Raw genomic sequence first — 26,117 nt, 5'->3', positions numbered from 1 at the left:
ATGGGGCAGGTCAATTTCTACCATCTGACCCGCTCCAGCCTCGAGGAGGTGGTGCTGAACCTCGCCTCCCGGGCGATGGAGCAGGGTTGGAAGGTGGAATTGCGCGGGACCGATTCTGCGCGGCTCGACTGGCTCGACCAGAGGCTCTGGCTGATGGGAACCGAGGCGAGCTTCCTGCCGCACGGGCTCGCAGGCGGGCCGCATGACGCGCTGCAGCCGATCCTGCTGGGCACCGCGCCCGCAGGCGATGGGCGCGAGGCGATGATGGCCGTCGACGGCGCCGAGGTCGCGGCGGAGGAAACCGACGCCCATAAACGCGTCTGGATCCTGTTCGACGGCAACGACCCGCAGGCGGTGCAACATGCGCGCGGGCAATGGAAGACCCTGACCGGCGCGGGGGCGAAGGCGATCTACTGGTCGGAAGAGGGCGGCCGCTGGGAGAAGAAGGCGGAGAGTTGAGAGGAGCTTATTGCAGTCGCTCCGGCTCCAGCACCATCACGGTCGGCTCGCGCGGCAGGGTCCTGAGCGAGACGATCACTTCGCTCACGCCGGGTCGCTCGACCGCGAAGACGCCTTCCATCCCGTCGAGAAAGCTCTGCAGCGTCGGTTCGCCGAACCAATGGACCGGGATCACGATGCGCGAGCGCAGCCGGTTCAGGATGCGGATCATCGTGGGCTGGTCGACCGTCATAGAGCCATCCACCGCCGCCATCACCACATCAAGCCGCCCCAGCGCCGCATATTGCGCGGGATCGGGCTCGTGATGCAGATGGCCCAGATGGCCGATGCACAACCCCGCCACTTCGAAGACGAAGATCGAGTTGCCGTTCTCCTCGACCCCGCCAAAGCTGCGGATCGCGGTGGGCACATTGCGGATCAGCATCTCGCCGAGGTCTAGGTGGTGCTCTGCCGCGATGCCGAACTGATCTGACCAGCCTTTCAGGGCCACCGTGCCTTCGGGGATCATATCGGTCATGTGGCTAGAATGGGCATGGTTCATCGTGACGTAGTCAGGGGCAAAGCGCGCCCCGCCGGTCCAGCCGTTGAAATCGGTGACGACCGACAGTCCGCCCTCAGTCTGCAACAGAACCATCGAATGGTCGATGTAATGCAACCGCACCGATTGCTCCGGCACCGGATCGGACCAGCTGGCCTTGTGCAGATACTCGATCCCCGGCGCGGCATCGGCGATCGCGATGCAATGGCTGATGCGCTGGTTTTGCGCAGCCGCGGCGAACGGCGCGAGCGTGGCGCAGAGGGTTAGAAGGATGGAACGAAACATGGCGAGCCTCCTTTTGCCCTAGCGTAAGGCCAAAATGCGATTCCGGTCCATGCCCTTGCGCCCCACGCGGCCTTCCCTTCGCGCCGCTTTGGGTCTATCAGCCGGGGCCGAAGGAGAGCCCCAGATGACCAAGTTCAGCTTCACCCTCAAGGCCACCGATGGCGCCGCGCGCACCGGGACGATCTCGACGCCCCGCGGCGAAATCCGCACGCCGGCCTTCATGCCCGTGGGCACCGCCGCGACCGTGAAGGCGATGATGCCCGAAAGCGTCGCCGCGACCGGCGCGGATATTCTGCTGGGCAATACTTACCACCTGATGCTGCGCCCCGGTGCGGAGCGGGTCGCGCGTCTGGGCGGGCTCCACAAATTCATGAACTGGGACAAGCCGATCCTGACCGACTCGGGCGGGTTTCAGGTGATGAGCCTCGCGTCTCTGCGCAAGCTGACCGAGGACGGCGTGACCTTTGCCTCCCATGTCGACGGCTCGAAACATATGCTCTCGCCCGAACGCTCGATGCAGATCCAGAAGCTGCTCGGTTCGGATATCGTGATGTGTTTCGACGAGTGCCCCGCGCTGCCCGCGACCGAGGAAGAAGTGGCGAAGTCCATGCGCCTCTCGATGCGGTGGGCGCAGCGCTCGCGCGACGCCTTCGGCGACCGTCCGGGCCATGCGCTGTTCGGCATCCAGCAGGGCGGCGTGACGCGTGAGCTTCGCGAGGAAAGTGCCGAGAAACTCAAGGAAATCGGCTTCGAGGGCTATGCGGTCGGCGGACTCGCCGTGGGCGAGGGGCAAGAGGCGATGTTCGGCGTGCTCGACTATGCGCCGGGCATGCTGCCGCAGGACAAACCCCGCTACCTGATGGGCGTCGGCAAGCCCGACGATATCGTGGGCGCGGTCGAGCGCGGCATCGACATGATGGACTGCGTGCTGCCATCGCGCTCGGGGCGCACCGGTCAAGCCTGGACCCGCCGCGGTCAGGTGAACATCAAGAACGCCCGCCATGCCGACGACCCGCGCCCGCTGGACGAGGCCTGCACCTGCCCGGCCTGCCAAAATTATTCGCGCGCCTATCTGCACCACGTCTTCCGCTCCGGCGAGATGATCTCGGGGATGCTGCTGACCTGGCACAACCTGCATTACTATCAGGAACTGATGGCAGGCCTGCGCGCGGCGATCGACGAGGGGGCGCTGGCGCGCTTCGTCTCGGAATTCCACGAGACCCGCGCAATGGGCGATATCGAGCCTCTCTGAACCCCGCTCAGTGCGAGATCACGATGACGGCCGCGTAATGCGTCGCGGCCGCTGCCAGCACATGACCGTGCCAGATCGCGCGCGAGAACGGGATGCGCTCGGTCTGGTAGAAGATCACGCCGACCGTATAGGTCAGCCCGCCCACGACCAGCAGGATCAGCGCGGGCAGGGGCAGGGCCGCGATCAGCGGCCACATCGCGATCATCCCGAGCCAGCCCATCGCCAGATAGAGCCAGAACCCCGTGCGCTCCGAGCGGTGGAAGAAGCCGAGCTTCATCACGATGCCGAAGGTCGCGAGCGCCCAGACCGTCGCGGTCAGCGCCCAGCCAGCGACGCCACCAAGGCCGATCAGCGCCATCGGCGTGTAAGTGCCCGCAATCAGAAGATAAATCGCCGCGTGATCAAAACGCCGCAGCACCGCGCGCGTCGGCGCATGCAGGGTGAGGTTATAGGCGGCCGAGAGCGAGAAAGAGGCGATCAGCCCCACCGAATAGACCGCAAGGGGCCAGACCCGGCCTTCCGGAGCCGCCAACGATGCCCAGACGATCAGCGCGCTGACGCCTGCCACGGCGAAAACGACGCCCAGCACATGGACGACGCCATCGGCGACATGTTCGCGAAAGCTATGGCTCAATTGGTGGCGCGTCATCGTGGTGATCCCCTCAGTCATGCCTTTAAGATAGCAACGATGAGGCGATCTCCCAAGTCGCGGCGGAAAAAACGCTGGGTCACAAGGGGGCTCTGCCCCCGGGCGCTGCCGCGCGCCCCCGGGATATTTGAAAAGAGCGAAGACAGGACAGACGCCCATCTTCGCTCTTGAGAAATATCCCGGGGGTGAGGGCGAAGCCCGAGGGGGCAGAGCCCCTTGCTTTGCCGTTATTTGTAATTTTCCTGGAAAGCATTCGGCAGCGCCAAATTGGCGCTGCCGACATTGTTTTGCAAGGCTTTCAGCAGGTCAGAAACGTGGGCGGGATGCCGTCGATCTCGTGCGACAAGAGTGCCGCGAAGTCGGTCTCCAGTTTCACCGAGAGACCGTGTTGGGATCCGGGGGCCGGGACGAGCACAATCCTGCGGATAATCTGGCGCAGGAACTGGCTCGCTTGATCGACCAAGTCCGGATCGCTGAGAAGGTGTTCCATGCGCTCGACGGCTGCATTGAACAGAGCAGCTGGATCGGGCATCGCGAGTGTGGCCACTTCTGCCTTCGCTTGCAGCCTGCTCATCGCCTGCTCGAGATCGGCAATCTCCGCTTCGATCTCTTCGGAACGCGATTTGTAGAGCTCAAAGGGTGCACCTGCTTCAATGGCCTCGAGGACGCTCTTCCGTGCCGTCTCGGCCTTCGCGAGGCGGCGATGCAAATTCTCGAGATCGCGCCGAGGGTTTGCGTCTTCGATTTTGCGACGCTCGACCTCAAGCGCATGCGTGAAAGCTTCAAGCATTTCCGGCGAGCGAAATGCATCCCGAATGCGGTCGAAGACCCGCCCCTCGATACGCTTGCGTGAGATGCTCACTTTGTTCGAGCAGACGTGCTTGCGCGCCTCATTGCACTGAAAGCTCGTCTTACTCACTTTCACATAATTCGCGCCGCAGCACCCGCAGACCATCAAGCCGGAGAGCAGATAGCGATTGCGGCGCGCAGCCTGAGGGTTCGCGCCGCCAGGCTTGTTGGAGACGCGACGCGCTGCGCGAGAGATTTGGGTCCGGGTCTGCGCCCAGAGATCGTCAGAGATAATGCGCAACTCAGGAATTTCCTGCTCGCGTTTCTCGAGAGGGGTTTGCTCCGTGCGCTTCACGCCGGTCTTCGGGTGATAGTGTCGTGTCGTCGCGCAAGTTACGGCACGCCCGAGATAGAGCGTGTTATGGAGGATGCCTTGACCCCTTGCAGCGTGGCCTCGAATGGTCGTGGCATCCCAAGATCCGCCCCGCGGTGCCGACACACGGTCAGAGTTCAACCCCCTCGCGATGGCAATGGCAGATCTACCCTCGGCCGTTTCCTCGAATATCCGGCGGATGATCGTTGCCTGATCAATGTTAACGCGGCGATTGGGCTGACCCGGCTGCGGGTCTTCGACGATGTCATACCCATAGGCCGAAGAATGCGTGCGATTGCGGGCCAATGCGCCTTGCATACCGCGCCGCGTGTGCGCCCCAATCATCTCGGAGAACATCTGCGCGCCGTAGCCTTGCAGGAGCACCGTCACGAAACTTTGCGGGCCTTCGGTCACTGAAGAGAGCTGAATACCTTGGTACTTCAGCAAGTCCCAGGCTTCGAGCGTGTGCGTCAGGTTACGACTAAGCCGGTCGACGGCCTCAATGACGATGATATCGAAGGCCCCGACTTCGGCGTCCGCGAGAAGCTTCAAGAAGCCAGGTCGATCTTTCTTCCGACCGGTCATCGCATGATCAGTATAGACCTCGACGACGTCATATCCCTGCCGTTCACAGTGCTCACGCGTCATGCGCAGCTGATCTTCGATCGAGGTATCTTCCTGCTGTGTCGAGCTGTAGCGCGCGTAAATAGCTGCGCGCACAGAGCCTACGTGCTTACGGTTCACTTCTGCGCCCCTTCGAGTGGGGCGGCATTCGTGTTTGCGGCGCTACGGGATTGCGCGCGAAGCTCGGCCCGCGCGAGCAGGGTTACAAGTGATTTGAAAGCGCCCTGCGCTTCAGCAAAGCCGCTGGTGGAATTGTCGTTTGCGGCCACGAGGTGAGTGATCTGGGTCATGAAAAAGGTTCTCTTTCCAAAGGTGTGGGGTGAGCACCGAGGCTCTGGAAGAATGGGGGTGCGTTTCGTCGAACGCGGAAACTGCGAGCAGGTGAAAGTTGGAAAAATTCGGGCGCGGCAGCCACAAGCAGCAGGAGGTGCCGCCGCGCCCTTCGCAAAAGGATGTTCCTCTCCCTTTCGCGTGTCTCGTCAGGCCTTAGCGAACAGGCGCGCTACGGCGCGCTCGGCTTCTACTCGGTCATGAAATGCGCGCAGTGCTTGTTGGAGATCGAGCAAGACAGCGGTAGCGCGCACGAGGCTCTCTGCGCTCTCGTTTCGGCTCGTCTCCACCCACGCCCCGCTTGATGTGTGAGCGTCGATGTGGGTCGTTCGGGTCGTGCCCTGAAGGATCGGCAGAGCAAGATCATCTACCAGTTGTTCGACGATGCCGAGCAGATACACGCGAAAAATGTCGCGGGTTTCGATCGCCTCGATCAGCTCCTCCACAACGCTGTATGTATCACCATCAACCTCCGGAGTGACGTCGTTTTCCAAAGCGGTCAACGCGGCCCAAGAGGCGTCCAACGCTTGGAAAGCAAGGTCCGTGACGGATTGAGAGAGCTTGGTCATTTGATATTTCCTTTCCCGGTACGGGTGCCGCGAGAGATGCGGTTCCGATCCGGAAAACCGCAGGCCTCGACGGTCCCGTTCCGCGTAGCCCGCGTGTTGCACCAAGTGAGACCTTTGCTTGCGAGGCTCAGGCGAATGCAGTTCATTCGTTCGAACAAATTCGGATCGAGCCGACCGATCAGGGGGGAGCCGATTGGGCCGATATCGAAGCCGGTATGATCGGTCGAAACGACGATTGCGCGGGCCGCGACGAAACGAGTGGGCAACTGCAAGCCAGCCGCGCGCATGCTGTCCGCTCTGTTGACGCGCACTTCATGCCCACGGTTGGCCCGTGTCATCGCGGATGTGCCGTATGCTAGCTTCAGCAGGGTGGTGCCTCGCTGAACTGAGCATTCAAGGACGAGGCACGGTCGTGCCTTTGGCCGCGGTGCGCCGGCCTCGCCCCAAACGGGAAAACGGAATAGAACAACGTCGCCGCGCTGCAGGCTGTTCTGCCAGTGCGGTTGTCTGGAGTGATCGAGCATCATGCCCTCCATCGGTTTTGGGGAAATGACGCGGGGCACTCAAATCCTGGGGTTTTTTTCCCTCCGCGCGCAAAAAGGACTCGTGCGGAGAAAAACAGCCCTCGGGCAGATCAGACATCTTTGCAGTGCGTAATCTTAGCCTCGGGTGCAGGGAGCGGCTTCGAGCGTCCCTGCCCTGGGGGTCGAGGGGGATGGCATACCCCTTCGTCGAGCCGACGGCTGCCTGAGGGTGGAGGGACGCGGCGAGCGAGCCTTCCGAGCAGGGGGATGCAAGGGGGAGTGCGGAACGATGACCCTTGCTCCGGCTGAAGGCCCCAGGAGGGTTCGGGAGGGCGGCGCACCTCCCGAGCGGCGCGTCAGCGGCGCCGGGGTCCGGGGGCTTGCCCCCGGCGAACGATAGCTGGAACGAAGGGCGCGAAGCGACCGAAGTGCCAGCTAATTAGTGAGTAATGAGCTCCACACCTTGGTTAGCTCTGTCGAGACAAGAAACGAGCGTGGCGCTTGTCGAAGCAAAACTCGCGTCAGCTGATAGTAGGGTCAGAGCATGAAGCCAGTGCCGCAGATGGAGGACGAAACTGGAGGCGAATAACAGTTCGCTGCATCCACGCAGGATCGCAACCACCCGTGCGCGCCGCCACGAACACAGTCTGAAGCCGCCGTCCGTGCTCGCCGCGGCACTAGGCTTGTGGCACAAACGGGCGGTTTCCGGAAGTTCGCTGCGCCCTGGACGACCGCCAGAGATGCGCAGGAACCGGACGGTCTAGCGAACCACCAGAATGGACAGCCAGTGCTGGTCGCGGACCACCATAGGGAGTAGATGCAGCGTACCGCACAGTTAAACAAACGGCGCGCATCCGCTACAGTCTCATATTTTCATGATATTGATGTGAGGTTCATCCTCATGGTCAGAAGGTTGAGCAAAGTTCGTAGTTGAACGTTTGGTGACGAGAGTTGACAGAGGACTGAGCTAAGCACACGGGCTCTGGCGAAAAAAATCTTTCTCTGTATGGTGATAGGCCACAAGCCGTGCAGGAGGCCTTAGTGTATATCCGATCTGTCAGTCTGAGAAACATAAAAGGGTTTCGGTCTTTAAAATTTGACTTCTCCAGAGGTTCTGATGCGAGTCTGGCTGGCTGGACTGTTCTAACTGGTGACAATGGCTCAGGCAAAAGTGCGCTTCTAAAATCAATAGCCCTTGCGCTATCTGGAGCAGAAGCAGCGAGGTCGCTTCAATTCAGCTATTCAGGCTGGCGAACTCACGGCATTAGTGAAAAAGATATTTCGGAAATTTCTTTGGAGATAGTGCGCTCCGAGGAGTTTGACTTCTTGGGGTCAGGCGGCCCTCCCGGAAGCGGGCAATTCCCAGCGACAATTAGGTTTTCCGGGGCAGGGAGAGAAACTGCTCCAGAGTACCATGACTTTCGTGGGAAGCGAAAACATTTGCTACCCCATCGGACGATTTGGACACCCTCCGCGCGTGGTTGGTTCTGTTGTGGGTATGGCCCATTTAGGCGTGTGTTTGGCGCATCTCCAGAAGCAATGCGCCAAATGGTTGCCCCGGCAACAGAGCGATTTGTCACGATGTTTCAGGAGGCAGCGTCTCTGGCAGAGGTCGATCAGTGGCTAAAGGCATTAAAACACAAGGAGCTCGAAAACAGAACCGACGAAGCCGCTACACTGGAATTGGTGAAGCGACTATTGAATGATGGGTTTCTCCCTAATGGCATGACCATTGATCACGTCGACTCTGAAGGTCTGTGGTTGCGCGACAAAAGCGGTGCCGTGCTGTCTTGGGATGAAATGAGTGATGGCTATCGTGCTGCGCTAGCTTTAGTCGCGGACATCCTCCGGCATCTTCTGAACACATACGGGATTTCCAGATTTGTGTTTGAGGGGGAAAGCTCACCATTACGCATCATGCTTCCTGGCGTGGTTCTTATTGATGAAATTGACGCCCACTTACACCCCGAATGGCAGCGAAAAATTGGGTTTTGGCTTAAAGAACGCTTCCCGCTCATGCAGTTCATTGTCACAAGCCATAGTCCTTTGGTGTGCCAGGCCGCCGACAAAGGAGGATTGTTTGTACTGCCGGCGCCAGGTGGTGATGGAGAGCCCAGGAAGTTAACAATCGACGAGTATAGAAAAATCGTTGCGTCTCGCCCTGACACCATCTTGCTGACGCCCGCATTTGGATTGAAGAACACCCGATCTGACGTGGCAGTCGATAGAAGATCTCGGCTCGCCGCTATTAGAGCCAAGAAGCGATCGGGGGCCAAGCTGAGCGCTAACGAGCAACTAGAGATTTCTCAATTGGAATTGTTTGACCCAGCGGATGAGGAGCCATAATTGAAGCGCTACCACAGGGACGATATTAACGGCCGGGAAAGTGCATACCTCAGAAAGCGTGCGGATGATCTAAAGCATAAATTCGCAGAGCCAGTAGATAAGTCAAAACTGATCGACAGACATTGGGCTAGTTCCCGGAAGACGAAAACCGTCGGGCGAGTATTTGATAAACTCAAGGCTTTAACAGGTGAGTTTGAGCGCTGCATGTATTGCATGGATTCTCACGGCTGTGACATCGAACACTTCATCCCAAAATCAGATTATTACGGCGTGACATATCTCTGGGAGAATATGCTGTTGTGCTGTACGGAGTGCGGTCGTTTAAAGGGTAGCGATTTACCAGTCGACGAACGCGGCATCTTGCTAGTTAATCCTATGGAGGAGGATCCTTGGCTTTTTCTGGATTTCGACCCTGATCTTGGAATAATTACAGCCGCCTATAGTGTCGCCTTGGGAGGCTTCGACCCAAAAGGGGTGGAGACTGTCAACGCTATTAGACTGGACAGAAGGGAGGCGCTTCAGTCAGTTTATAAGCGGGCGTATCGACGCCTAACCAGAGTCATTGTCGATTTAATTGGTATGGAGATCGAGGCGGAGCATGCTGCCACTTGGTTGGAAAGTGAAGATGATTGCGGCCTCGCAGGCTGGTGTTTTTCGGACGCCGCACAGGACATTTCGCCGATGTCAGATCTCAGAGCGGCCAGACAAGATATATGGGAGGCCTGTGTAGCCAAGTTTCACTAGCTAAAACAGGCTTGGCGATGGTTATCGCCGTGCTGATCTTCCTCTTTGCTGGGATCGTTCATACGCAGCTCCAAGCGCGAACGGCCGCTTAGGGCTGTCTTTGCCAACCAGACCCAGTCACTCTGGGCTCGGACCACGCCGCGCCGCCACGGACCTGCTCCGATCTCATGCACTTGGAAGCTGCAATTCTGATAAATGGCTGCGTGAACGTCTGCTATGGAAACAGACGCCTTTCATTGTGCAACTCTAGCTTCGATCTTTTCGTCCACGGCTCTAAGCATATTCCGCAAACTTGCAGTTAGAGCAAGCAGGTAGGTGTTTGAAATCTCCAGTTCGTTGCCGGTTTCGCGATCTTTTCCATTCCGATGGACGCAATCGTGACGTTGTTTGATTGCAGTTTCCACTTTCTTCAACTCCGCGCCTTCAGGAAGTATGTCGACACCCAACCCGACCTGAAAGAGTTTGGCAACCTTTGCGATGTCATGAAAAGAAACTGCGCGCAGATAGTTGACCAGTTTCTCCTTCGCAAAATCCGCTTTTCCGGCCGCATCTGACAATCTGAATTGCGTCTCGCCAATCCCTATTGCTCTCGATTTCAGTAACCGCTCTTGCACTTCCATGCTTGCTGCGGCCGCGGGTATCAGCGTGTCAGAAAAGAAGATCTCCATTGCAGTGATGCTTTGAGCAAGCAGCATTCTTTTCAACATCCCGGACTGTTGTTCATGAACCTTCAGTTGGCAGAGCTCTTCAATATTGTCGAGTGTTTGGCAAAGCGTGCGGAAAATCTCCCTGTGGGGCCGCTCTTGCCGTTCAAGCCATTCGTAATAATCATGATCGTAGTCATCATAGTCGTTGAAATACCCCCGCGCCGGATTCGCCTCAACTGAGGTATTTGGATAGTCATCTAGTTCTATCTCACAGGCATCCCAATCGGTTGAAACCCAGGCATCATATCCATCGCCGCACTCACTGCACAAAATCGAGATAGGGAAGTCGAGATGATCTCCATTGTCATAGACAATTGGTAGCTCAGTGGTTCCGTCTACCATTCTCCGACAATGCGGGCAATGGAAGCTCACGTCAGCATCTTCCCATTGGGCCTCCCCCATTTCCATCATCATCCTTTTAGCAATTCCCATGACGGCCCTCAGAATATCAGGAGCGCTCAAAGCGAGCTCTCGGACGAAAGTACCTTAAGGAGCTATTCGTACAATCATTTTCGAGGTCCGCTTCGTCCCTCATTCCAGGCGGTGGCTGGCGAGAGCCAGCTACTCCAGTCTCCAGGTGACCGGTTCGGGGAAGCTGCACCACAGAAAGGCGCAGCCTAGCGAACGACAGGTTTGGGCCGCTTCCAGCAGAGCAAACGAAAGGGGCCGCCACCGGCCACATCAGGTTCTGTTTCACACTCTTATCGCCGCGTTCTCGACAACCTTAGTCGCGATACGTTTTGGAGGACGCTTCGAACCGCAGGCAAACTGACACGCTCAGAGTAGATCGCCCTCAAGAGACCATCCCGCGTCAAGGGCTCCACCAAGCGACCACCTTGCACTTTGTCAGGATACAAAAGGAATAGCATCGAGGGGGCAGACGCAGCTTCGGCATTTGGGCCCCTGTAGTCAAAGCAAATTGGCGCCGCGCTGTCCAACCAGTCACTTGGAAAGAGACTGGTAGCCTCCCCTGTCAAAAAAAGGTTCGTGCGCTGACCGCCTTGCAAAATCTCTGTAAGTGCTTCTTGCCACCTCAATATTTTTTTCCGGTTGCCTTTTAGCCTGGATCCATCGACCACCCAAATCATGTTTTTATAAAATCGTTCCCGAGCCCGTCGCTCATTCGGGTCGAGATGAGAATGTTGGATCTCAAGAGTAAGACCCGCCAGCGTATGCACATCAGCAATATGTCGCTCACCAGTGATTTGATCCTCAAACACCTTTTCTTGCCAACTTAGAGGGAACTCGTTTTTCCAGTTTCGATGCCAATCTGTTTCCGGCTCCCACCAAGCATCACAATCCACTTTGCTTTTGTGTGCCCAATGATGCACTCTAACTTCACCGCAACGCGGAATCATTTCGGAATTACAAAACGGGCATAGCCCAACGGTTTCAGGGATCGGTCTACTTCGGGCACCATTTACTGTTGCTGTTAGCATTTGCCTGTTTCTCGTTTTTGAGGTTGGGAACGGCGACCCGCACCAAGGGGTGTGGCCAGCACGAACTGCTACAGGAAGTTCTCAAATTAAGGTTAGCACGGTATTGCCAAGGCGACAGCAAGTCCTTGCATGTCTTATGGTGAGGAGGTGTCAATTGAAGTGAAACCATAGCACGGAAGCAACGATCTAAGCGCATGTCCGCTACGGGCCACAATTGGCAGCCCAGCCCTGGCACCCCAGGTCCTGCCGCGCTGCGCCGCAGCAAAGCCGCTCAGGGCCCAATTTGACCGCTTCGATCTCGGGTGAGACGGCAGTTGCAGCGTGCGCGTGCCCGTCAAAACCAGCCCTGAGCGGGCGTTCATCACCTCACAGCTTCCCCTCTGCAACATCACCGAACCGACCATTCATTGCATTTGCGGGGTCGGTGGTCGGCTGCATGGCTGGAAGTTCTGGAGGCACGCCGCGAGCGCTAGGGCGGGGAGAGTTTTGTTTAGCATACGCTCGTATCAGCTGTTGGCGGCGCATTATCCCAAAGTATGGCCACGAAAGACCGCCCCCGTTCTCAGGGCGTAAAAATAGTTCTTGAATTCCTCGTGCTGTCACCCCATTCAACGAATGAAAGCTTTCATAGAGCTCTACATATTTTAAAAAAAAATTCGGAGTCACTGGTGACAAACACACTCGCAAAGATGATCAAAGACGCTTCGGGAACGCTCACACAACTGACCAAAATTAGATGTGTAGAAAACTACCCTCTACCTTCGGGTTCGAAATTTAAGAATCTTTTCGCTTGGCCAAATACAAAATACCTTGACGAAGATGAGACTTCTTTCCTGGAAGTCCGAGGCGTCCGCTTGCGTGATAGTCACGTGAAGACATTCTCGGTTCCATACAGCCTCTACGATGAAATGAAAAAGGTCGATGTTCCAAGCGTGGCTACGATTAAGTTAACCCGAACATTATTAGATGTGTTTCAAATAATTTCCAGCGACAAGCCCATTGCTAAAATTACGGCAGCTTGGGATACTGCGGAGCACCCAGATCGTACGACACCTACCTCCATGTCGGATACTCAGGGCCTAAGAGAATTTGGAGGATACAAAGACAGTTTCCTAGTATTCCATCGCGAAGGCGAGAAGTACGACATAAAACTGCGTTCATTTGCATTCCCGGTTGTCCTGAAAGAAATTCCTGAACTTAGAGAGTTCCGGATTTCGAGGAATGATCGAAGAGAGTTTGTTAGCGACAAAGTCGATCACAAGGGCCGAAAGAACCGAAATATCGTTTTTCAAGCACATCAAGACTACTTGCGAGATGTTCTCAACCAGACAAACGACGCGGTCGAGAGGCTTGTTGAAAACAGCGATCTGGTGTCGCAAATCAGAAAGCTTTACCGTGCCCAGTAGTGCTGATAGCTCGAAGCCTTGGATAAATAGATCGGCTTGAACGACCCGATCCGGACTTTGACCGACTATTGCGATGCCACACTGAAGCTTCCAAAAATCGAACATCCATGCGTGGTTCAGAAAACCGCTACCGACGCAGTCATGCCTAATGTTTATGCACCTGCCTTACGAAGCCACGCAGGTCCGCCAGCCTCGCATCATCCAACGGGATTTCCTGAAGCAATTTGGTGACAAACTTTGGTCCATGAAGACCAACTTCTGGGCAGTAGTTTTCTACCTCACCGACGGGCACAACGAAAATTGATAGATCATTTAATTTCGTGATCAAAGATGCGTAGTCGGTTTGCGCCTGTCCATTCGGAATAGCACGTGTACCGAAATTCTTCACTTCCGCCCACGGCTTGCCTCTCTTTAATAACTCATGAATATCGCCTTTTGGCAGATCATTAGCGTCACCTTCAGAAAGGCGCTCAATGATCAATTTCTTGATCTCCGGATTGGTTGCTGGAGTGATGCCCCCAGTGACCGCCGCATTCACTCTGTTCCAGAGCGTTTCAATTACCGACCAATCCCCACCAAAGCCTTCGACAGTGGCTTTGACGAGTGCAGCGTCTGAAAGGAAGTCGATATCGAAGACACCAATAACTGGGACGCCTATCTGGCGAAGAACACGGGCGATCTTGTGAATGGCATGTTTGCCGCCAGCGGGAACGTAACAGGTATCTTTCCAGTTTTCTCCTGCCTCGCGTTCCATGTGGTCGGCTAAGGAGTTGAACAACCGACAGTCACTGTCATCTTCACAGATAACAGTTTGCTCATGAAATATTCCCTCGAGGGCATTTGAATATCGGAGATCAGGCTGCTGCCACAGTGTCTTGATCGTATCAACCGATGCTTCGGTCACTTTGTTCACATCCCCGTTGCGCTGCATTCGCAAGATGCGGATCGACCCGCTGGTTCCTGCCAAAAAGCCCCGCATGATATCGCTGCTGTGGGTCGCAACGACAAGTTGGCCGCTGACTTCTTCGGCAAGTATTTCGCCAAGCCGTCTCATTTGGGGGGGGTGAAGAAAAGCTTCCGGCTCATCGATTAGGGTAATATCTCTTTCTGTCGCAACCGCTTCAAACAAAATTCCAGCGAAGCTCTTGACCCCATCCCCTTGCTCGTGGAGCAAGGGGAATGCGCTCACTTTGGCAACATAGCTATCCGAGACGCGATCTTCACCTTCTGCCACAGTCGGACGTCTCCCAACGTGTATCGGTAGGCTTGCGCCGCCGCGAAAGTTGAAGAACAAATCGTCACCAAAAGCCCTACGAAAGAGTTGGCTGATCCGTTCCATCAGATGTTGGTCATCATACAGCACCTGTTGTGGCTTCGAACGTTGCTCGCCCACTGACACACTCTTCTGAAGCCCCGTTATGCTGAGGCGGGTTTCGGCGACGATATTCTTGATGAATCCTGCGGCGCTATTCCAAAGCATCGGCTGATTTTCCCAATGGTTCACAAAACCTTCATTCATGCTCCAGTCTTGCACTTGGTAGGTCTGGTTCTGATTGTTGTAGGTTCCATTTTGCTCTAAGAACGCGCGGAACGTTTCCGTCGTGCCCGTCTTCGCGAGTGTCATGCCTTTTACGGCTTTGTTTCGATGAAAATCACCAGTTTGGCTTTTCGTGGACGTTATAATTTCCCTAAGAGACAAGGATTTACCACTGTTGTTGGGGCCAACCAGCATCAATTTTTCATGGGGTTCAAGGTTAAATTTTTGACCGTCGGAAAAAGTGATGGAAGAAATCGAAGCGCTAGGTTTTGGCAAAACGTGGATGTCCCTGTATTCAGTTAGCATTGGCGCACTTCTTGGCATTAGATCATACAGCTTGGTGCAAAGAAACTGTGAGATCACGATCAAGCCGACAAGCGAATGAGGAAATATGTTCTCGGTTAGAAACCCCAGTGCAATGATCGTCGCCGGAAGGCGCCAGTGACACTGACCGACCGGATGAGGTTTCCGATTGAGAATTGTTTGCGCCTTAAACGTCTACTTCGCAGTATCGCCTAAATTCACTATGCGCCTGCAGCGAATGGCCCCTCGGCGTCTGAGCTTGGCGAATGCTGCGCGCCGCGCGAATGTCGTGGAAGGGCTGCCGTCGAGCTTTCACGATGCTTGGCGCGCACTATCCCAGTTCGTCAACTTCGGGCGCCGCGCCTGCAGCGCAACTTTACACTGCAGGGACCTACGTTCGCGACAGAACGGGGTCAGAAGTACACACCCGCATCTATAGCATCCAAATATGCAATCACGTCGACTGCTCGCCCTTGGGCGACCAACTTTGCTGCGGTGAGCCCTGAAAAGCCCGACAACGCCTCAGAGCGATACCAGATATACGCCGCAATGGGGCTATCGAACCGCGAAACTACGAGGTTCAGCACTTCGAGCATTTCACGCAGAGAGCGCTGGCTGTCCGGCGTACTGAAGCGCTCGGGCGAATTGATGACATCGAGCCCCAAGCCTGCGGCCACCGCAATATCTTCCTTTGTAGTTTGGAACTTTGCCGCGATCAGATCGGGATCAAGCTGACGACCTCTTCGGCATTCGTTGATGAGGCTCATTCTGCCCTCCGCGTCGCTGACACTGAGATCATCTTCGGTCATTTTAGATCATTGATGATGCCAGCTCGAATTTGCACTGCTTTTCGCTTCCGACAGCTCGGCGGGGTCGAAAAGTCGAAGATACCACGGCCCCCGTAGAAGGGGGCCGCCGTTGCATTAGTGGGTCAGCTATCACAGCCGAGCTTTCCGAGCGCATTGAGCGCCTTCCTGGCCCAGAACGCTTGTCCTTCGAGCTGCAACTTGAGATGCTCCCGATCTGTCGGCACAGCTTGCAACACGATGTTCTCGGCAACGGGTTCGAACATGAAGCGCGGTCCGAGCCGCATCCAGCCGTCTTCGAGAAACGCCCAGTTGAGCTCATCATCGATTGCGACCAGAGCGCTCGAGACCTGTATACGAGCGTGCCCGCTCGCGTCAGTAATGCGCCCGAAGAGTGAAAGATCTCCAAGCGCCGTGAAAAGCATCCAATCATCGATAATCGGGGCGTTCTTGAGGTCGCGCTCGGACGGTGTCGCCGTAGCGCCATTCACCAGTGTCGTAAGCGCATTTCGCTCTTCGCGGAGTTCTTCGGGGGACATTTCCGATGGGTGATAATGATGCGTCATTCTTGATCCTTAAGATGAGTTTTTGGTGAAAAGCAGAGCTGCAAGATCTCTCCGCTTCGCGACGCAATGCGGACGGACGCTGCAGCCCTGGGGGACATGGCGTTACGGCGCCAGGAGGCGCCTGGGGCGATAGATTTCGGGGCGGGGCTTGAGCCGGGAACGAACCTCGAGTCGCGGCGCTGCAAGCATTTGTGTGACCTGCTTGAATTGTTCACGCTGTTCCGGCCCAAGACGCCCGACGCATACGTCCCGTTCGAAAAGGTCCGAGCCGGGCGAAATGAAAAGGCGATGTGAGGCACGGAACATCGTGGGGCGGTAGAGACCGCAAGCTTCTGCTTGTGCTTGCTCATTGATGACGATGTCGTCCGCTCGGAGCAGTCGCCCTTGGGGGCTGACGCCCGGCGCGACGACATTCATTGGATCATCGCCAATGCGACCGCGCGAGAGCAGGAGGCACGGCCGAGCGCCGGGCGGAATCACGAATTCGCCGTCGGCCTTACAGTCGGATCCGTAAGGAAAGCGCATCAGGAAGATGTCACCGGGTTTGAGCTGCCCGCCGGGAAGGAGATGAAGATGTCGATTGTTGAGCATTAAAGCCTCGTGTCGTTGTGAAAAACGACACACGCAGCTGTCTCACTACCTCCAATTCTCAGTTTCGGGGCATGTCTTGCTTGCGTGCGTCAAAGGACGCAGCACGCAAGCAAGACATGCTCTGAAAGCTCTTTGGCCACTTCGCTCCTGGGTCATATGCTTTCTGACCGGCCGTCAGGCGGGCAGTGCGTCCGAAGCGGCATCCCTCTTTCGGCTCATCGTAGAGACATGAAGATTTCTTTAACCCAACGGGAGGTTTAGGAATTTTGCGGGCGCGGCTTGCCGAGAACGGCATCAGCCTTGCACCTCAGCGAGCTTACAGGGGCTAAAAATCCGCCGACGCGCAATGGCGCCCCATGAATGCGAAGAAGGTTTTGCGCCTGCGATGTGCTTTGTTCGTTCCGGGGGAAGATGTACCCGCGAGGCGACGCGAAATTTCACAGCGCATTGATTTTGTGCCTGAGCAGTCCTTCGATGTAATCGCAGCGAAGCGCCAAACGGTGCCCTTCCGCGACCTTCATGCAAGATGCAGCATTGCCAAGCTCGGTCATGAAGGGCGGATTGCGAGCGGACTTGTCGAGCCGGATCCCCTAGGGTCAGGATGCATTGATTTCTAGTGCGTCGCGTGATTCACGGCTCCGAAAATGGAGCGGTGACGTCAGCGATCTTTTCTGGCTGACCGACTCGCAGATGGCCAAGCTTTCCCCTTTCTTTCCAAAGTAACACGGCAAGCCACGGGTCGATGACAGACGGGTGCTGAGCGGGATTATCTTTATCAATCTCAATAGCTCGCGTTGGCGCGATGCTCCTGCCGCCTATGGCCCACATAAGACGCCCTACAGCCGGTGGAAGCGTTGGAGCGAGAAAGGCATCTTCGCCCAGATGATAGTCGGTATGGCTACCGAACACGGAGAGAAAAAGACCGTGATGATCGACGCGACCTACCTGAAGGCACACCCCACCGCGACCAGCCTGGCCGCGGAAAAGGGGGGCGCGGTCGCCTGATCGGGCGAACCAAGGACGGCATGAATACCAAACTGCATGCCATCTGCGACAGCCAAGGGCGACCGCTCAGCCTGTTCCTTACCGCTGGGCAGGTCAGAGACTACATCGGTGCGTGGGCGCTACTGAACAGCCTACCCAAGGTCGACTGGTTGCTCGGGGGCCGCGACTATGACGCCGACTGCTTCCGAGACGCGTTGCAGGACAAAGGGGCACGCCCCTGCATCCCGGGCCGGAAGCAACGCAAGACGCCCATCAAATATGAAAACGCGGCTACAAGCGCTGTAACCGGATCGAGATAATGTTCGGCAGGCTCAAATACTGGAGGCGTGTGGCAACCCGCTATGACCGATCTCCGAAGGTCTTCCTCTCCGCCATCGCCCTAGCGGTTCTCGGCATCTACTGGTTATGAATCCTGACCCTAGAAGCCCTGTAAACGGCTTCCACTGGTGCAACGGTCGTTCGGTTGGAATGAGCTAAGTATCTACTTCGCAACAATGCAAGTATTTACGGACGGTGCATTGATTTCATCAGCGGATGCGGAGAGAGAAGAACAGGTATCGTGGAAAAAACATTTTTGACTGAAGTAGACTCTCGAAGTGTCCAACACAGCCGTTAACTACAGGAAGAAAAGGAAGTAATTTTGAAAAGAGCCGAAATTTTTGACTCATGGGCAACGCGCTTTGGCGCGCTTGCGATTCTTACAGCTGCACAGAAGGTGTTTGAAGGCTTGGATGCGGCAAACGCAGGCGTCTCACTTGGCGTTTTTGTTTTGTCCGCTTCCTGCTTTGTGCAGGTTTTCTCGTGGGGTAAAGTTTCTCTGTGTGACATGTGGTCCGCGAACACAGTCAAGTTCTTCGCCGCTGGTATAAAAGATACAATAGTTTTTATGTCCCTGCTCCTATCGACAATAGCTATCACCTTTTTCAATTTTCCCGACATTGCCAACCTTGTCACGCATGTCACAATTTCGGCGAGTGCGGCGCTAGCTGATGTGGCACGCAGTTTTGTAAATTTCGTAGCTCTCCCATCTCTTTTGTTCATTGGCTTTGTGTACTTTGTTGTGCGCAGCGTGAAGAAAAATAAGTCGAAGTAGCACTCGCGTCACAGGCTACGCAAGAAAGGTTGCAATTGGGCGCATCTCTTTTTTAACGTGCGCGTGCGCGTGCGCCGCATCGCTCGCGTTAGTCAGTTGTCATCGCGATCCCGAGGCCGAATGTCCGCCTCGCTGCGCATACCTGCCGTTCATGACATGCGCAGCGAACGACACTTCTATCCGTCCCGTGTATTTCTTCCAACTCGCTCCGTAAGAATTAAGGGTTGCCGAGAGCACAGGAAGCTCCCACCGGCTCTTACGATTGACTATTTTCTGAGTGTGCATACTCCGATTAGCAACGCGCGCCAAACCGACGTTTCCGCGCCTCCATTCATCGACCGACTTCCTGTTCACCTAATAGCAGGAGATCAGCCGATGACATCGTCACCCCAGAACCCCGACCAGTACCGCGTTGTCCTCAGAATGCGCGGAATGTTCCCAGCAGACCTTGCTGGGTACGAAGCGCATCGCCTCCGTAAGGGTGGCGACATAAGCAATGTCGACAAGACGCGCAGTCATCTTAACAAGCGCATAATCGGAAGCGAAAACTGGGCCGCCGAGGCCCTGGAGAAAATCAAAGAAATCCGTCTTGAGAACTTCCTTGACGAAGTGACGGCTCTGCGCGAACGAAAGCGCAAGAAGGACGCCGAGCGACGGCTTGCCGAGGGGCCGAAAGACCCATGGCGAGCGACGCGCCACGGTCCCCTTCGTGAAGTCATCTTGTCCGCCAATCGCAAGTACTTCGACGACGACATGGCAAAATTCCTCGGAGAAAACCGCGAGGCAGATTTTTTGGCTTGTGCGGAAAAGTGGCTCAAGAGCGCGTTTGAGGGCGACATCGTTCATGCGCGTGTCGATCGAGACGAACAAGCATTCCACATTCATGCCGTTCTGCTGCCGATCCAGCGGGTCGAGATGACCCGCACAGACAAGAAGACCGGCGAAAAGAAAGTCATCGCCATTCGACACATGCTGCAACCGTCAAAGCATGACATCGTAAGAGACTACGAAAAGGCGCAAGACAGCGTCGGAGCGGCTTTTAGCGTTGTAAACCTTCAGCGAGGCGAACGGCGCGCAGCCGCGATCAGGCAGGCGCGCGCGGCGGGCCAACCGCTACCGAAAGCCCGCTATCATGCTCGGACGTCCGAGTGGCGTGTCGAACGTGAATTGGCGCTGGAAGCGCGCGACGCGGAACTGACCGAGCGCGGAAAGGAGATCGAAGCTCAGAGCGACGCGATCGCCGCGCGCGAGACAGCTATCGGTCAGCGCGAAGATGAAATCGATGCGATCGACGCCGCGATAACCGGCATTGAGACTGGTGCACTCACGCTCGATGAACAAGAAGAGACGCCGAAGTTGTGCCCTGCAGGGCCCGAGGCCGAGCAGATGTCCGATACCCTCAATCTAATGGGGCGTCTGACAAAATCCCCGCGAGGAAAAGCGCGCGCAGCGTCGCTTCTCGCTCGCTTGTTCGGAACCTTAAAACGTCGCGCCCGAGCGGATGCAGAGCACGCTGTCAGCCGCGATTTCAAGGAGATCGGTAAAGCCCGAGATGCACTTAGCGAAGTAGTCGCGCGCCTGTCGGGGGAAGCTTCCACCTCCGGAAAAAATGCACTGAAAGCGGTAACGCGAAGCCTTGTTGCCCTCCGCCGATACGATCCGATCGACCATGACGAAAAGAATCTTCCTGATCACGACTGATTTCTTTCCGCCCGCAAAGAACCGATCCCACCTCCTCTTTGTGACCGAGGTCACACCAAACCTTAGCTCAAACAGGAGTATTCGATGAGCAAAAAAACTGAACGTTTATATGAGGCCCTTCAGGCTTCTGCGCGCCAAGACTACGAAAAAACGTCTAAGGAGCAGGCTAAGATCCGTGCAGCTCTAATGAAGGCGTTTGAGACGCTACTCGGAGGAATGCCTGAGAGGCGCGCTGCGGAGCTGTTTGCAGACATCGAGGCGGTCGCGCCGGCAAGTGCGGCGAAGCTTATTCGTCGACATGACCTCCGACCCGAAACCACCGACGACATCGTGGCCAAACGTGCAAAAGCAGAGCCACATCCGCAGACACCTACAGCATAACTGTTCAGGCCTCAGGCCAAGCGGACCTTCCAAACAACGCCCGGCGTCTCCTATGAGGCGCCGGGCGAATGCTTTTTTAGCAGGGCGTACTGTAAGAAGTTGGCAGCGCCCACATTACCGCTACGCTTTATCGCCTCAGGGCCAATGTTCTTCGATTGTACCGAAAGCGTTGCCGCAAACCAGCCAAATGATGTGCAATCAGCGGCGAAGCAGCGCCCCCTGACCCAGATTAGATACCGTCGCCGACGAAGGCCTTCTCGACCACATATTCGCGCGGCTCGGAATTCGCGCCTTCGCGCAGCCCGAAGCCTTCGAGCACCGCCATCACGTCCTTGTTGAAGGCGAGCGAGCCGCAGACCATCGCGCGGTCGGTCTCGGGGTTCATCGGCTCGAGGCCGAGATCCTTGAACACCTTGCCGTTCTCGAGGTTGTCGGTGATCCGGCCCATGTGATGGAATTCCTCACGGGTCGTGGTCGGGTAGTATTTCAGCTTGCCGTCGACCATCTCGCCGATCAGCGGATCGTTGATCAGGTTCTCGACCAGCTGGCGGCCATATTCCAGTTCCTCGACCGTCCGGCAGGTATGCATCATGATGACCTCGTCGAACTTGTCGTAGGTCTCGGGGTCGCGCATCAGCGAGGCGAAGGGCGCGATGCCGGTGCCGGTGGCGAGGAACCACACCCGCTTGCCCGGCAGCAGCGCGTCATGGACCAGCGTGCCCACGGGCTTCGGGCGCAGGATGATCTGGTCGCCGACATTGATATGCTGGAGCTTCGAGGTCAGCGGGCCGTCGGGCACCTTGATCGAGTAGAATTCCAGCTCCTCATCCCAGTTCGGCGAGGCAATGGAATAGGCGCGCAACAGCGGTTTACCATTGTCGCCCATTAGCCCGATCATCACGAACTCGCCCGAGCGGAAACGCAGGGACTGCGGGCGGCTCACGCGGAAGGAAAACAGCCGGTCCGTCCAATGGGTCACTTCGGTCACGGTCTGCGCGTCGGGCAGGGTCTTCACCTTGGGGATGTCGGTCACGGCGCTCTCGTTCATTGTCACATCTCTCTCGGGCCGGGGCAGGCGCCTCGGTCTGGCAAATATACAGATCGGATACAGCTTGCGTGAGCGCTGGCCCTTGATCTGGCTCAATTGCCGGTTTCGTTATGGTCTATCGGATATCGCGGACGGGTGAAAGCCTCAGCCGGCGAGCCGCGCGCGGTAGTCATGCGCGGCCCAGTCGGCGCGGAAGAGCCATTGCGCCTGCGGCTGGCGCTCGGCCAGTTCCGGCGGAATCTCGACCTCGTCGAAGCCCACGCGCCGCGCCATCGCATATTGATCCGCGATCAGCGGGCCCGCCGCGCGCAGACGCCCTGTATAGCCGAGCGCGCGGATGCGGCGCGCCAGCGAGAAGCCGCGCCCGTCCGAGAAGGTCGGGAACAGGACGCGGATCATCTCGGCGCCTTCGATCAGCGCAGGCAGGTAGCCCGCATCGGTCTCCGGCGCGATGTCGAGGCTCGCCCCGGTGAAGTCGTCATTGTGGAAGCCGTCGTCGCGAACGATCACGCTCATGCCACATTCTCCTTGTTCTCAATCACTTGGCCTTCACTGTTCACACGGACGGCCTTGCCGCCGATGAAGTGGATGCCGCATTCGGTCTTGGCAGCGCCGCGCCAGCGGCCCGCACGTTCGTCTTCGCCCGGTTTCACAGGCGAGGTGCAGGGTGCGCAGCCGATCGAAGGGTAGCCTTGCGCCACCAGCGGATGGCGAGGCAGGCGGTTCTCGACCATGTAATCCTGCACGTCCTGCTTGTCCCAATGGGCGAGCGGGTTGATCTTCATCCGGCTGTCGGTCTCGATCTCGAAGAAATCGAGCGCCGCGCGCTGGCCGCCCTGAAAGCGTTTGCGCCCGGTGATCCACGCGTCATAGCCCGACAGCGCATTTTCCAGCGGCACCGTCTTGCGCAGGGTGCAGCAGGCGTCGGTGCTGTACTGGTGCAGCGTGCCGTCCGGGTCGTCGCGGGCAATCGCGGCCTCATCGGCCTGGATCACCTGCACATTGGTCAGGCCCAGCTTGGCCGCGACGTCGCGCTGATAGGCGAGCGTCTCGGGAAACAGCATCTGCGTGTCGATGAACAGCACCGGCGTGCCGGGCGCGATCACCGAGACCATATGCAGCAACACCACCGATTCCGCCCCGAAGGACGAAACCAGCGCGACATTGCCCACATCGGGGTCCCGCAACGCCCGCTCCATCACCGCGGTTGCGGCGTGGTGGCGGTAGCGTTCGTTCAGCCCGGCGACGCGGGGGGCGATATCCGTTCCATCACTGAGCGGCATGGCGTTGAGCCTCTGCATAGAGCGCTTCCTTGAACGGGTCCGGGCCAAGGCGGCGCAGCGCATCGAGGAAGCTCTCGGTGGCGCTTTCACGCAGCTCGAGATAGGCGCGCAGCAGACGCTCCAGCGCGGGGATCACCTCGGTGTAGGCAAAGCCCGGGCCGGCCCGCTCACCCAGTGCCATCGTCTCGGTCGCGTCGCCGCCCAGCGTGATCTGGTAGTTCTCCACGCCGGCACGGTCGAGACCGAGAATGCCGATATGGCCCAGATGGTGGTGACCGCAAGCGTTGATGCAGCCCGAGATCTTGATCTTGAGCGCACCGATCTCCTGCTCCAGTCCGAGATCGCGGAAATGGGTCGAAATCTGCTGCGCCAGCGGGATCGAGCGGGCCGTGGCCAGCGCGCAGTAATCCATGCCGGGGCAGGCGATGATATCCGAGGTCAGCCCGATATTCGCCGTGGCGAGGCCGCCCTTGCGCAGGGCCTCGAACAGCGCGGGCAGATCGGCCTTCGCGATATGCGGCAGGATCACGTTCTGCTCGTGGCTGATGCGCAGCTCCGACTGGCCGTAGCGTTCGGCAAGCTCCGCCAGAAGGCGCATCTGGTCAGACGTGGCGTCGCCCGGAGGCGCGCCGTGATCCTTCAGGCTGACCGTGACGACCCCGTAGTCGGGGTTGTGATGGGGCGAGACCGAGCGCGCGGCCCAGTCACGCAGAAGCGCGTCGACATTGAGCGCGGTGTCAAAGCTTTCGCTCTCGCGCGCAGGTAGGACGGGCGGCGCGAATTGTGCCTTGAGATCGGCGAGGATCGCTTGGTCCGCGCCCTTGAACGCCGCGCGCCGGGCCGGGAATTCAGCTTCGACCATCTCGGAAAACGTATCGATTCCAAGCTCGTGCACGGTGATCTTGATGCGCGCCTTATACTTGTTGTCGCGCCGTCCCGCGAGGTTCCATGCGGCGACGATCGATTCCAGATAAGGCAGCAGATCGACCGCGGGCAGGAAGCTGCGGATTTCCTTGCCGATCATCGGGGTGCGGCCCAGACCGCCGCCCACGAAGACCTGGAACCCGATCTCGCCATCGCGCTCGACCAGTTGCAGACCCACGTCATGGGCGCGGATCGCGGCGCGGTCGGCCTCGGCGCCGTTGATCGCGATCTTGAACTTGCGCGGCAGGAACTGGAATTCCGGATGGTCGGTGGACCATTGACGGATCAGTTCCGCGTAAGGGCGGGGATCGGCGATCTCGTCGGCGGCAGCGCCCGCGAAGGCATCCGTCGTCGTGTTGCGGATCGCGTTGCCCGAGGTCTGGATCGCATGCATGCCCACATCGGCGAGCGCGTCGATCATATCCGGCACATCGATCAGCTTCGGCCAGTTGAACTGGATGTTCTGGCGCGTGGTGAAGTGCCCGTAGCCGCGATCCCAGGCATCGGCGATCTTGGCAAGCTGGCGCATCTGCCGGGCTTCGATCGTGCCATAGGGGATCGCCACGCGCAGCATATACGCGTGCAGCTGCAGATAGAGCCCGTTCATCAGGCGCAGCGGCTTGAACTCGTCCTCGGTCAAGCTGCCGTCGAGGCGGCGCGCGACCTGATGGCGAAACTGCTCGGCGCGCGCGCGGACGGCGGCGCGGTCGAAATCGCTGGGTTGGAACATGGATCAGCTCCCGGGTAGCTCGATGGAGGGGCCGGAGGCGCGGAAGGCCTCACGGAAATGCGCGGGCTCGGGACCGTTCGGACCGAGCGTGGCAGGCGCGAGATAGGCGCCGACGACTTTCTCGGGCTGGGCATTGGCCAGATCGAGCCACATGTCCGCGATCACCGGATCGTCGAGGAAGGCTGCATCCTTGAGGCGCAGCACCCATTGGCCCGCGTCGTTCATGTAAACGACATGGCCTTCGCGCAGGTCATTGGCGCTGATCACGCCGGGGATGAATTTCTTGCTCATAGCACGGCCTCCTTGAGGGCGGTGCGGGCGTCGCGCGGGGCGAGCCCGAGAAGGATCACGGCGGGGCCTTTGGCCTCGGCGGTCACGGTGGGCAGGGTGGCAAGCGTCGCGGGGCGGATTACCTGATCGGCGCGCGAGGCGTTCTCGACCACACAGGCGGGGGTCGCGGGCGAGGCGCCGTGCATCATCAGGCGTCCTTGCACGTAGCGCGCAGCACGCTTGCCCATGTAGATCGCGGCGACCGCGCCGGGACGGGCCAGCGCCGCCCAATCCTGTTCGGCCAGCCCGTCGGCGTCATGACCGGTGAGCAGGCGCAGCTCGCGATTGCGGCCACGTTCGGTTAGGCTCTGGCCGAGCGAGGCAGCGGCAGCGGAAGCTGCGGTGATGCCCGGCAGTACGCGATAGGCGATCCCGGCCGCGTCGAGCGCGTCCAGTTCCTCGCCCAGCCGCCCGAACACGCCCGGATCGCCCGATTTCAGGCGCAGCACGCGCTGGCCTTCCTGCGCGAGGCGGACGATCAGGGACGAGATGTCGCCTTGCTTCATCGAGGGGCCGAAGCCGGTCTTGCCGGTCTCGATCAGCTGCGCCTGCGGACCCGCGAGCGCGAGCACCTCGGCGCTCACCAGCGTGTCGTGCAGGATGACGTCGGCGCACATCATCTCGCGCAGCACCGCCACGGTCAGCAGGTCCGGGTCGCCCGGACCGGCCCCGGCAAGGGTCACCCGGGTCTGAGTTTCGAGAGTTTCCATGTCACGCTCCTCGTCTGCGTCTTGAGCGTGAATATAGGAAATTATTCCGGTTTGTGACCATATACCCTTGCCAAT

26 protein-coding genes and 1 pseudogene are annotated in these 26,117 nt (G+C 58.0%); 9 read left to right on the top strand and 18 right to left on the bottom strand.

Annotated elements, in window-relative coordinates; all coding sequences use genetic code 11:
* Nucleotides 1-459 (top strand): DNA polymerase III subunit chi, encoded by a 459-nt coding sequence (locus ACZ7GB_RS01290; RefSeq protein WP_472157365.1) that lies wholly within the window; start codon nt 1-3, stop codon nt 457-459.
* A gap of 7 nt (nt 460-466) precedes the next feature.
* Here the strand turns inward: ACZ7GB_RS01290 and ACZ7GB_RS01285 are convergent, their stop codons facing one another.
* Nucleotides 467-1,282: an MBL fold metallo-hydrolase gene (locus ACZ7GB_RS01285; protein ID WP_078539444.1), complete on the bottom strand. Its 816-nt coding sequence runs from the start codon at nt 1,280-1,282 to the stop codon at nt 467-469.
* Nucleotides 1,283-1,406: 124 nt separating this feature from the next.
* Between ACZ7GB_RS01285 and tgt the strand changes: the two genes are divergently transcribed.
* Nucleotides 1,407-2,534, top strand: a complete 1,128-nt coding sequence (tgt, locus tag ACZ7GB_RS01280) for a tRNA guanosine(34) transglycosylase Tgt (RefSeq protein ID WP_472157364.1) — start codon at nt 1,407-1,409, stop codon at nt 2,532-2,534.
* Nucleotides 2,535-2,541: 7 nt separating this feature from the next.
* On the opposite strand, the gene trhA is transcribed toward tgt, so the two are convergent.
* The 5 genes from trhA to ACZ7GB_RS01255 form a co-directional block, all read right to left on the bottom strand.
* The gene (gene trhA, locus ACZ7GB_RS01275) at nt 2,542-3,204 is read right to left on the bottom strand and encodes a PAQR family membrane homeostasis protein TrhA (protein WP_472157363.1); all 663 of its coding nucleotides are present in this window, start codon (nt 3,202-3,204) and stop codon (nt 2,542-2,544) included.
* Nucleotides 3,205-3,481: 277 nt separating this feature from the next.
* Entirely contained in the window at nt 3,482-5,089 is a 1,608-nt protein-coding gene (locus tag ACZ7GB_RS01270) for a recombinase family protein (RefSeq protein ID WP_472157362.1), read from the bottom strand.
* A complete protein-coding gene (locus tag ACZ7GB_RS01265; protein ID WP_472157361.1) occupies nt 5,086-5,259 on the bottom strand; it encodes a hypothetical protein in 174 nt (57 codons plus the stop codon). Before ACZ7GB_RS01265 ends, ACZ7GB_RS01270 begins: the two co-directional genes overlap by 4 nt.
* Before the next feature lie 189 nt (nt 5,260-5,448).
* Nucleotides 5,449-5,868 carry a hypothetical protein gene (locus tag ACZ7GB_RS01260; protein ID WP_472157359.1) on the bottom strand — a complete coding sequence of 140 codons (420 nt, stop codon included), beginning with the start codon at nt 5,866-5,868 and terminating at the stop codon, nt 5,449-5,451.
* Nucleotides 5,865-6,392 (bottom strand): hypothetical protein, encoded by a 528-nt coding sequence (locus ACZ7GB_RS01255; RefSeq protein WP_472157358.1) that lies wholly within the window; start codon nt 6,390-6,392, stop codon nt 5,865-5,867. The genes ACZ7GB_RS01260 and ACZ7GB_RS01255 overlap by 4 nt, the downstream gene beginning before the upstream one ends.
* Before the next feature lie 1,026 nt (nt 6,393-7,418).
* Here ACZ7GB_RS01255 and ACZ7GB_RS01250 point away from each other — a divergent pair.
* Together ACZ7GB_RS01250 and ACZ7GB_RS01245 are read left to right on the top strand one after the other, a co-directional pair.
* Nucleotides 7,419-8,738 (top strand): AAA family ATPase, encoded by a 1,320-nt coding sequence (locus tag ACZ7GB_RS01250; RefSeq protein WP_472157356.1) that lies wholly within the window; start codon nt 7,419-7,421, stop codon nt 8,736-8,738.
* Nucleotides 8,739-9,482, top strand: a complete 744-nt coding sequence (locus ACZ7GB_RS01245; protein WP_472157355.1) for a hypothetical protein — start codon at nt 8,739-8,741, stop codon at nt 9,480-9,482.
* A 233-nt stretch (nt 9,483-9,715) separates the two neighbouring features.
* Here ACZ7GB_RS01245 and ACZ7GB_RS01240 read toward each other — a convergent pair whose 3' ends face one another.
* Nucleotides 9,716-10,651 (bottom strand): hypothetical protein, encoded by a 936-nt coding sequence (locus tag ACZ7GB_RS01240; RefSeq protein WP_472157353.1) that lies wholly within the window; start codon nt 10,649-10,651, stop codon nt 9,716-9,718.
* A 239-nt stretch (nt 10,652-10,890) separates the two neighbouring features.
* Complete coding sequence (locus ACZ7GB_RS01235) at nt 10,891-11,628, bottom strand: competence protein CoiA (RefSeq protein ID WP_472157352.1); 738 nt, start codon at nt 11,626-11,628, stop codon at nt 10,891-10,893.
* A 668-nt stretch (nt 11,629-12,296) separates the two neighbouring features.
* Between ACZ7GB_RS01235 and ACZ7GB_RS01230 the strand changes: the two genes are divergently transcribed.
* Complete coding sequence (locus tag ACZ7GB_RS01230; RefSeq protein WP_472157351.1) at nt 12,297-13,034, top strand: hypothetical protein; 738 nt, start codon at nt 12,297-12,299, stop codon at nt 13,032-13,034.
* A gap of 145 nt (nt 13,035-13,179) precedes the next feature.
* On the opposite strand, the gene ACZ7GB_RS01225 is transcribed toward ACZ7GB_RS01230, so the two are convergent.
* From ACZ7GB_RS01225 to ACZ7GB_RS01210, 4 genes are all read right to left on the bottom strand, one after another.
* A complete protein-coding gene (locus ACZ7GB_RS01225; RefSeq protein WP_472157349.1) occupies nt 13,180-14,877 on the bottom strand; it encodes an ATP-dependent nuclease in 1,698 nt (565 codons plus the stop codon).
* 410 nt (nt 14,878-15,287) lie between these two features.
* On the bottom strand, nt 15,288-15,641 hold the full coding sequence (locus tag ACZ7GB_RS01220; protein ID WP_472157348.1) for a hypothetical protein: 354 nt from the start codon (nt 15,639-15,641) through the stop codon (nt 15,288-15,290).
* A 164-nt stretch (nt 15,642-15,805) separates the two neighbouring features.
* Nucleotides 15,806-16,246: a DUF6634 family protein gene (locus ACZ7GB_RS01215; RefSeq protein ID WP_472157346.1), complete on the bottom strand. Its 441-nt coding sequence runs from the start codon at nt 16,244-16,246 to the stop codon at nt 15,806-15,808.
* A gap of 102 nt (nt 16,247-16,348) precedes the next feature.
* The gene (locus ACZ7GB_RS01210) at nt 16,349-16,837 is read right to left on the bottom strand and encodes a hypothetical protein (RefSeq protein WP_472157344.1); all 489 of its coding nucleotides are present in this window, start codon (nt 16,835-16,837) and stop codon (nt 16,349-16,351) included.
* A 690-nt stretch (nt 16,838-17,527) separates the two neighbouring features.
* Between ACZ7GB_RS01210 and ACZ7GB_RS01205 the strand changes: the two are divergent.
* The 4 genes and pseudogenes from ACZ7GB_RS01205 (at nt 17,528) to ACZ7GB_RS01190 (ending at nt 21,017) form a co-directional block, all read left to right on the top strand.
* A pseudogene (locus tag ACZ7GB_RS01205) lies at nt 17,528-18,251 on the top strand (IS5 family transposase).
* Between the two features lie 231 nt (nt 18,252-18,482).
* Nucleotides 18,483-18,935, top strand: coding sequence for a hypothetical protein (locus ACZ7GB_RS01200; protein ID WP_472157343.1), 453 nt, complete (start codon nt 18,483-18,485; stop codon nt 18,933-18,935).
* A 375-nt stretch (nt 18,936-19,310) separates the two neighbouring features.
* Nucleotides 19,311-20,636: a plasmid recombination protein gene (locus tag ACZ7GB_RS01195; RefSeq protein WP_472157342.1), complete on the top strand. Its 1,326-nt coding sequence runs from the start codon at nt 19,311-19,313 to the stop codon at nt 20,634-20,636.
* 84 nt (nt 20,637-20,720) lie between these two features.
* Nucleotides 20,721-21,017, top strand: coding sequence for a hypothetical protein (locus ACZ7GB_RS01190; RefSeq protein WP_472157340.1), 297 nt, complete (start codon nt 20,721-20,723; stop codon nt 21,015-21,017).
* A 229-nt stretch (nt 21,018-21,246) separates the two neighbouring features.
* Here ACZ7GB_RS01190 and ACZ7GB_RS01185 read toward each other — a convergent pair whose 3' ends face one another.
* The 6 genes from ACZ7GB_RS01185 to cobA all read right to left on the bottom strand — a co-directional run bounded on the left by ACZ7GB_RS01185 (nt 21,247) and on the right by cobA (nt 26,042).
* Complete coding sequence (locus ACZ7GB_RS01185; RefSeq protein ID WP_078603746.1) at nt 21,247-22,065, bottom strand: ferredoxin--NADP reductase; 819 nt, start codon at nt 22,063-22,065, stop codon at nt 21,247-21,249.
* A gap of 144 nt (nt 22,066-22,209) precedes the next feature.
* The gene (locus tag ACZ7GB_RS01180) at nt 22,210-22,581 is read right to left on the bottom strand and encodes a DUF934 domain-containing protein (RefSeq protein ID WP_078546761.1); all 372 of its coding nucleotides are present in this window, start codon (nt 22,579-22,581) and stop codon (nt 22,210-22,212) included.
* On the bottom strand, nt 22,578-23,366 hold the full coding sequence (locus ACZ7GB_RS01175; RefSeq protein ID WP_414717962.1) for a phosphoadenylyl-sulfate reductase: 789 nt from the start codon (nt 23,364-23,366) through the stop codon (nt 22,578-22,580). The genes ACZ7GB_RS01180 and ACZ7GB_RS01175 overlap by 4 nt, the downstream gene beginning before the upstream one ends.
* Nucleotides 23,335-25,002, bottom strand: a complete 1,668-nt coding sequence (locus ACZ7GB_RS01170) for a nitrite/sulfite reductase (protein WP_472157338.1) — start codon at nt 25,000-25,002, stop codon at nt 23,335-23,337. Before ACZ7GB_RS01170 ends, ACZ7GB_RS01175 begins: the two co-directional genes overlap by 32 nt.
* A gap of 3 nt (nt 25,003-25,005) precedes the next feature.
* Nucleotides 25,006-25,293: a DUF2849 domain-containing protein gene (locus tag ACZ7GB_RS01165; RefSeq protein ID WP_078519327.1), complete on the bottom strand. Its 288-nt coding sequence runs from the start codon at nt 25,291-25,293 to the stop codon at nt 25,006-25,008.
* The gene (gene cobA, locus ACZ7GB_RS01160; RefSeq protein WP_274963803.1) at nt 25,290-26,042 is read right to left on the bottom strand and encodes a uroporphyrinogen-III C-methyltransferase; all 753 of its coding nucleotides are present in this window, start codon (nt 26,040-26,042) and stop codon (nt 25,290-25,292) included. Before cobA ends, ACZ7GB_RS01165 begins: the two co-directional genes overlap by 4 nt.
* Nucleotides 26,043-26,117: the final 75 nt, after the last annotated feature.

The organism is Thioclava sp. PTB-PU3-1, assembly GCF_055666785.1.
The sequence above is the reverse complement of the archived record's forward strand: the minus strand, read 5'-3'. Positions and strand labels throughout refer to the sequence as shown.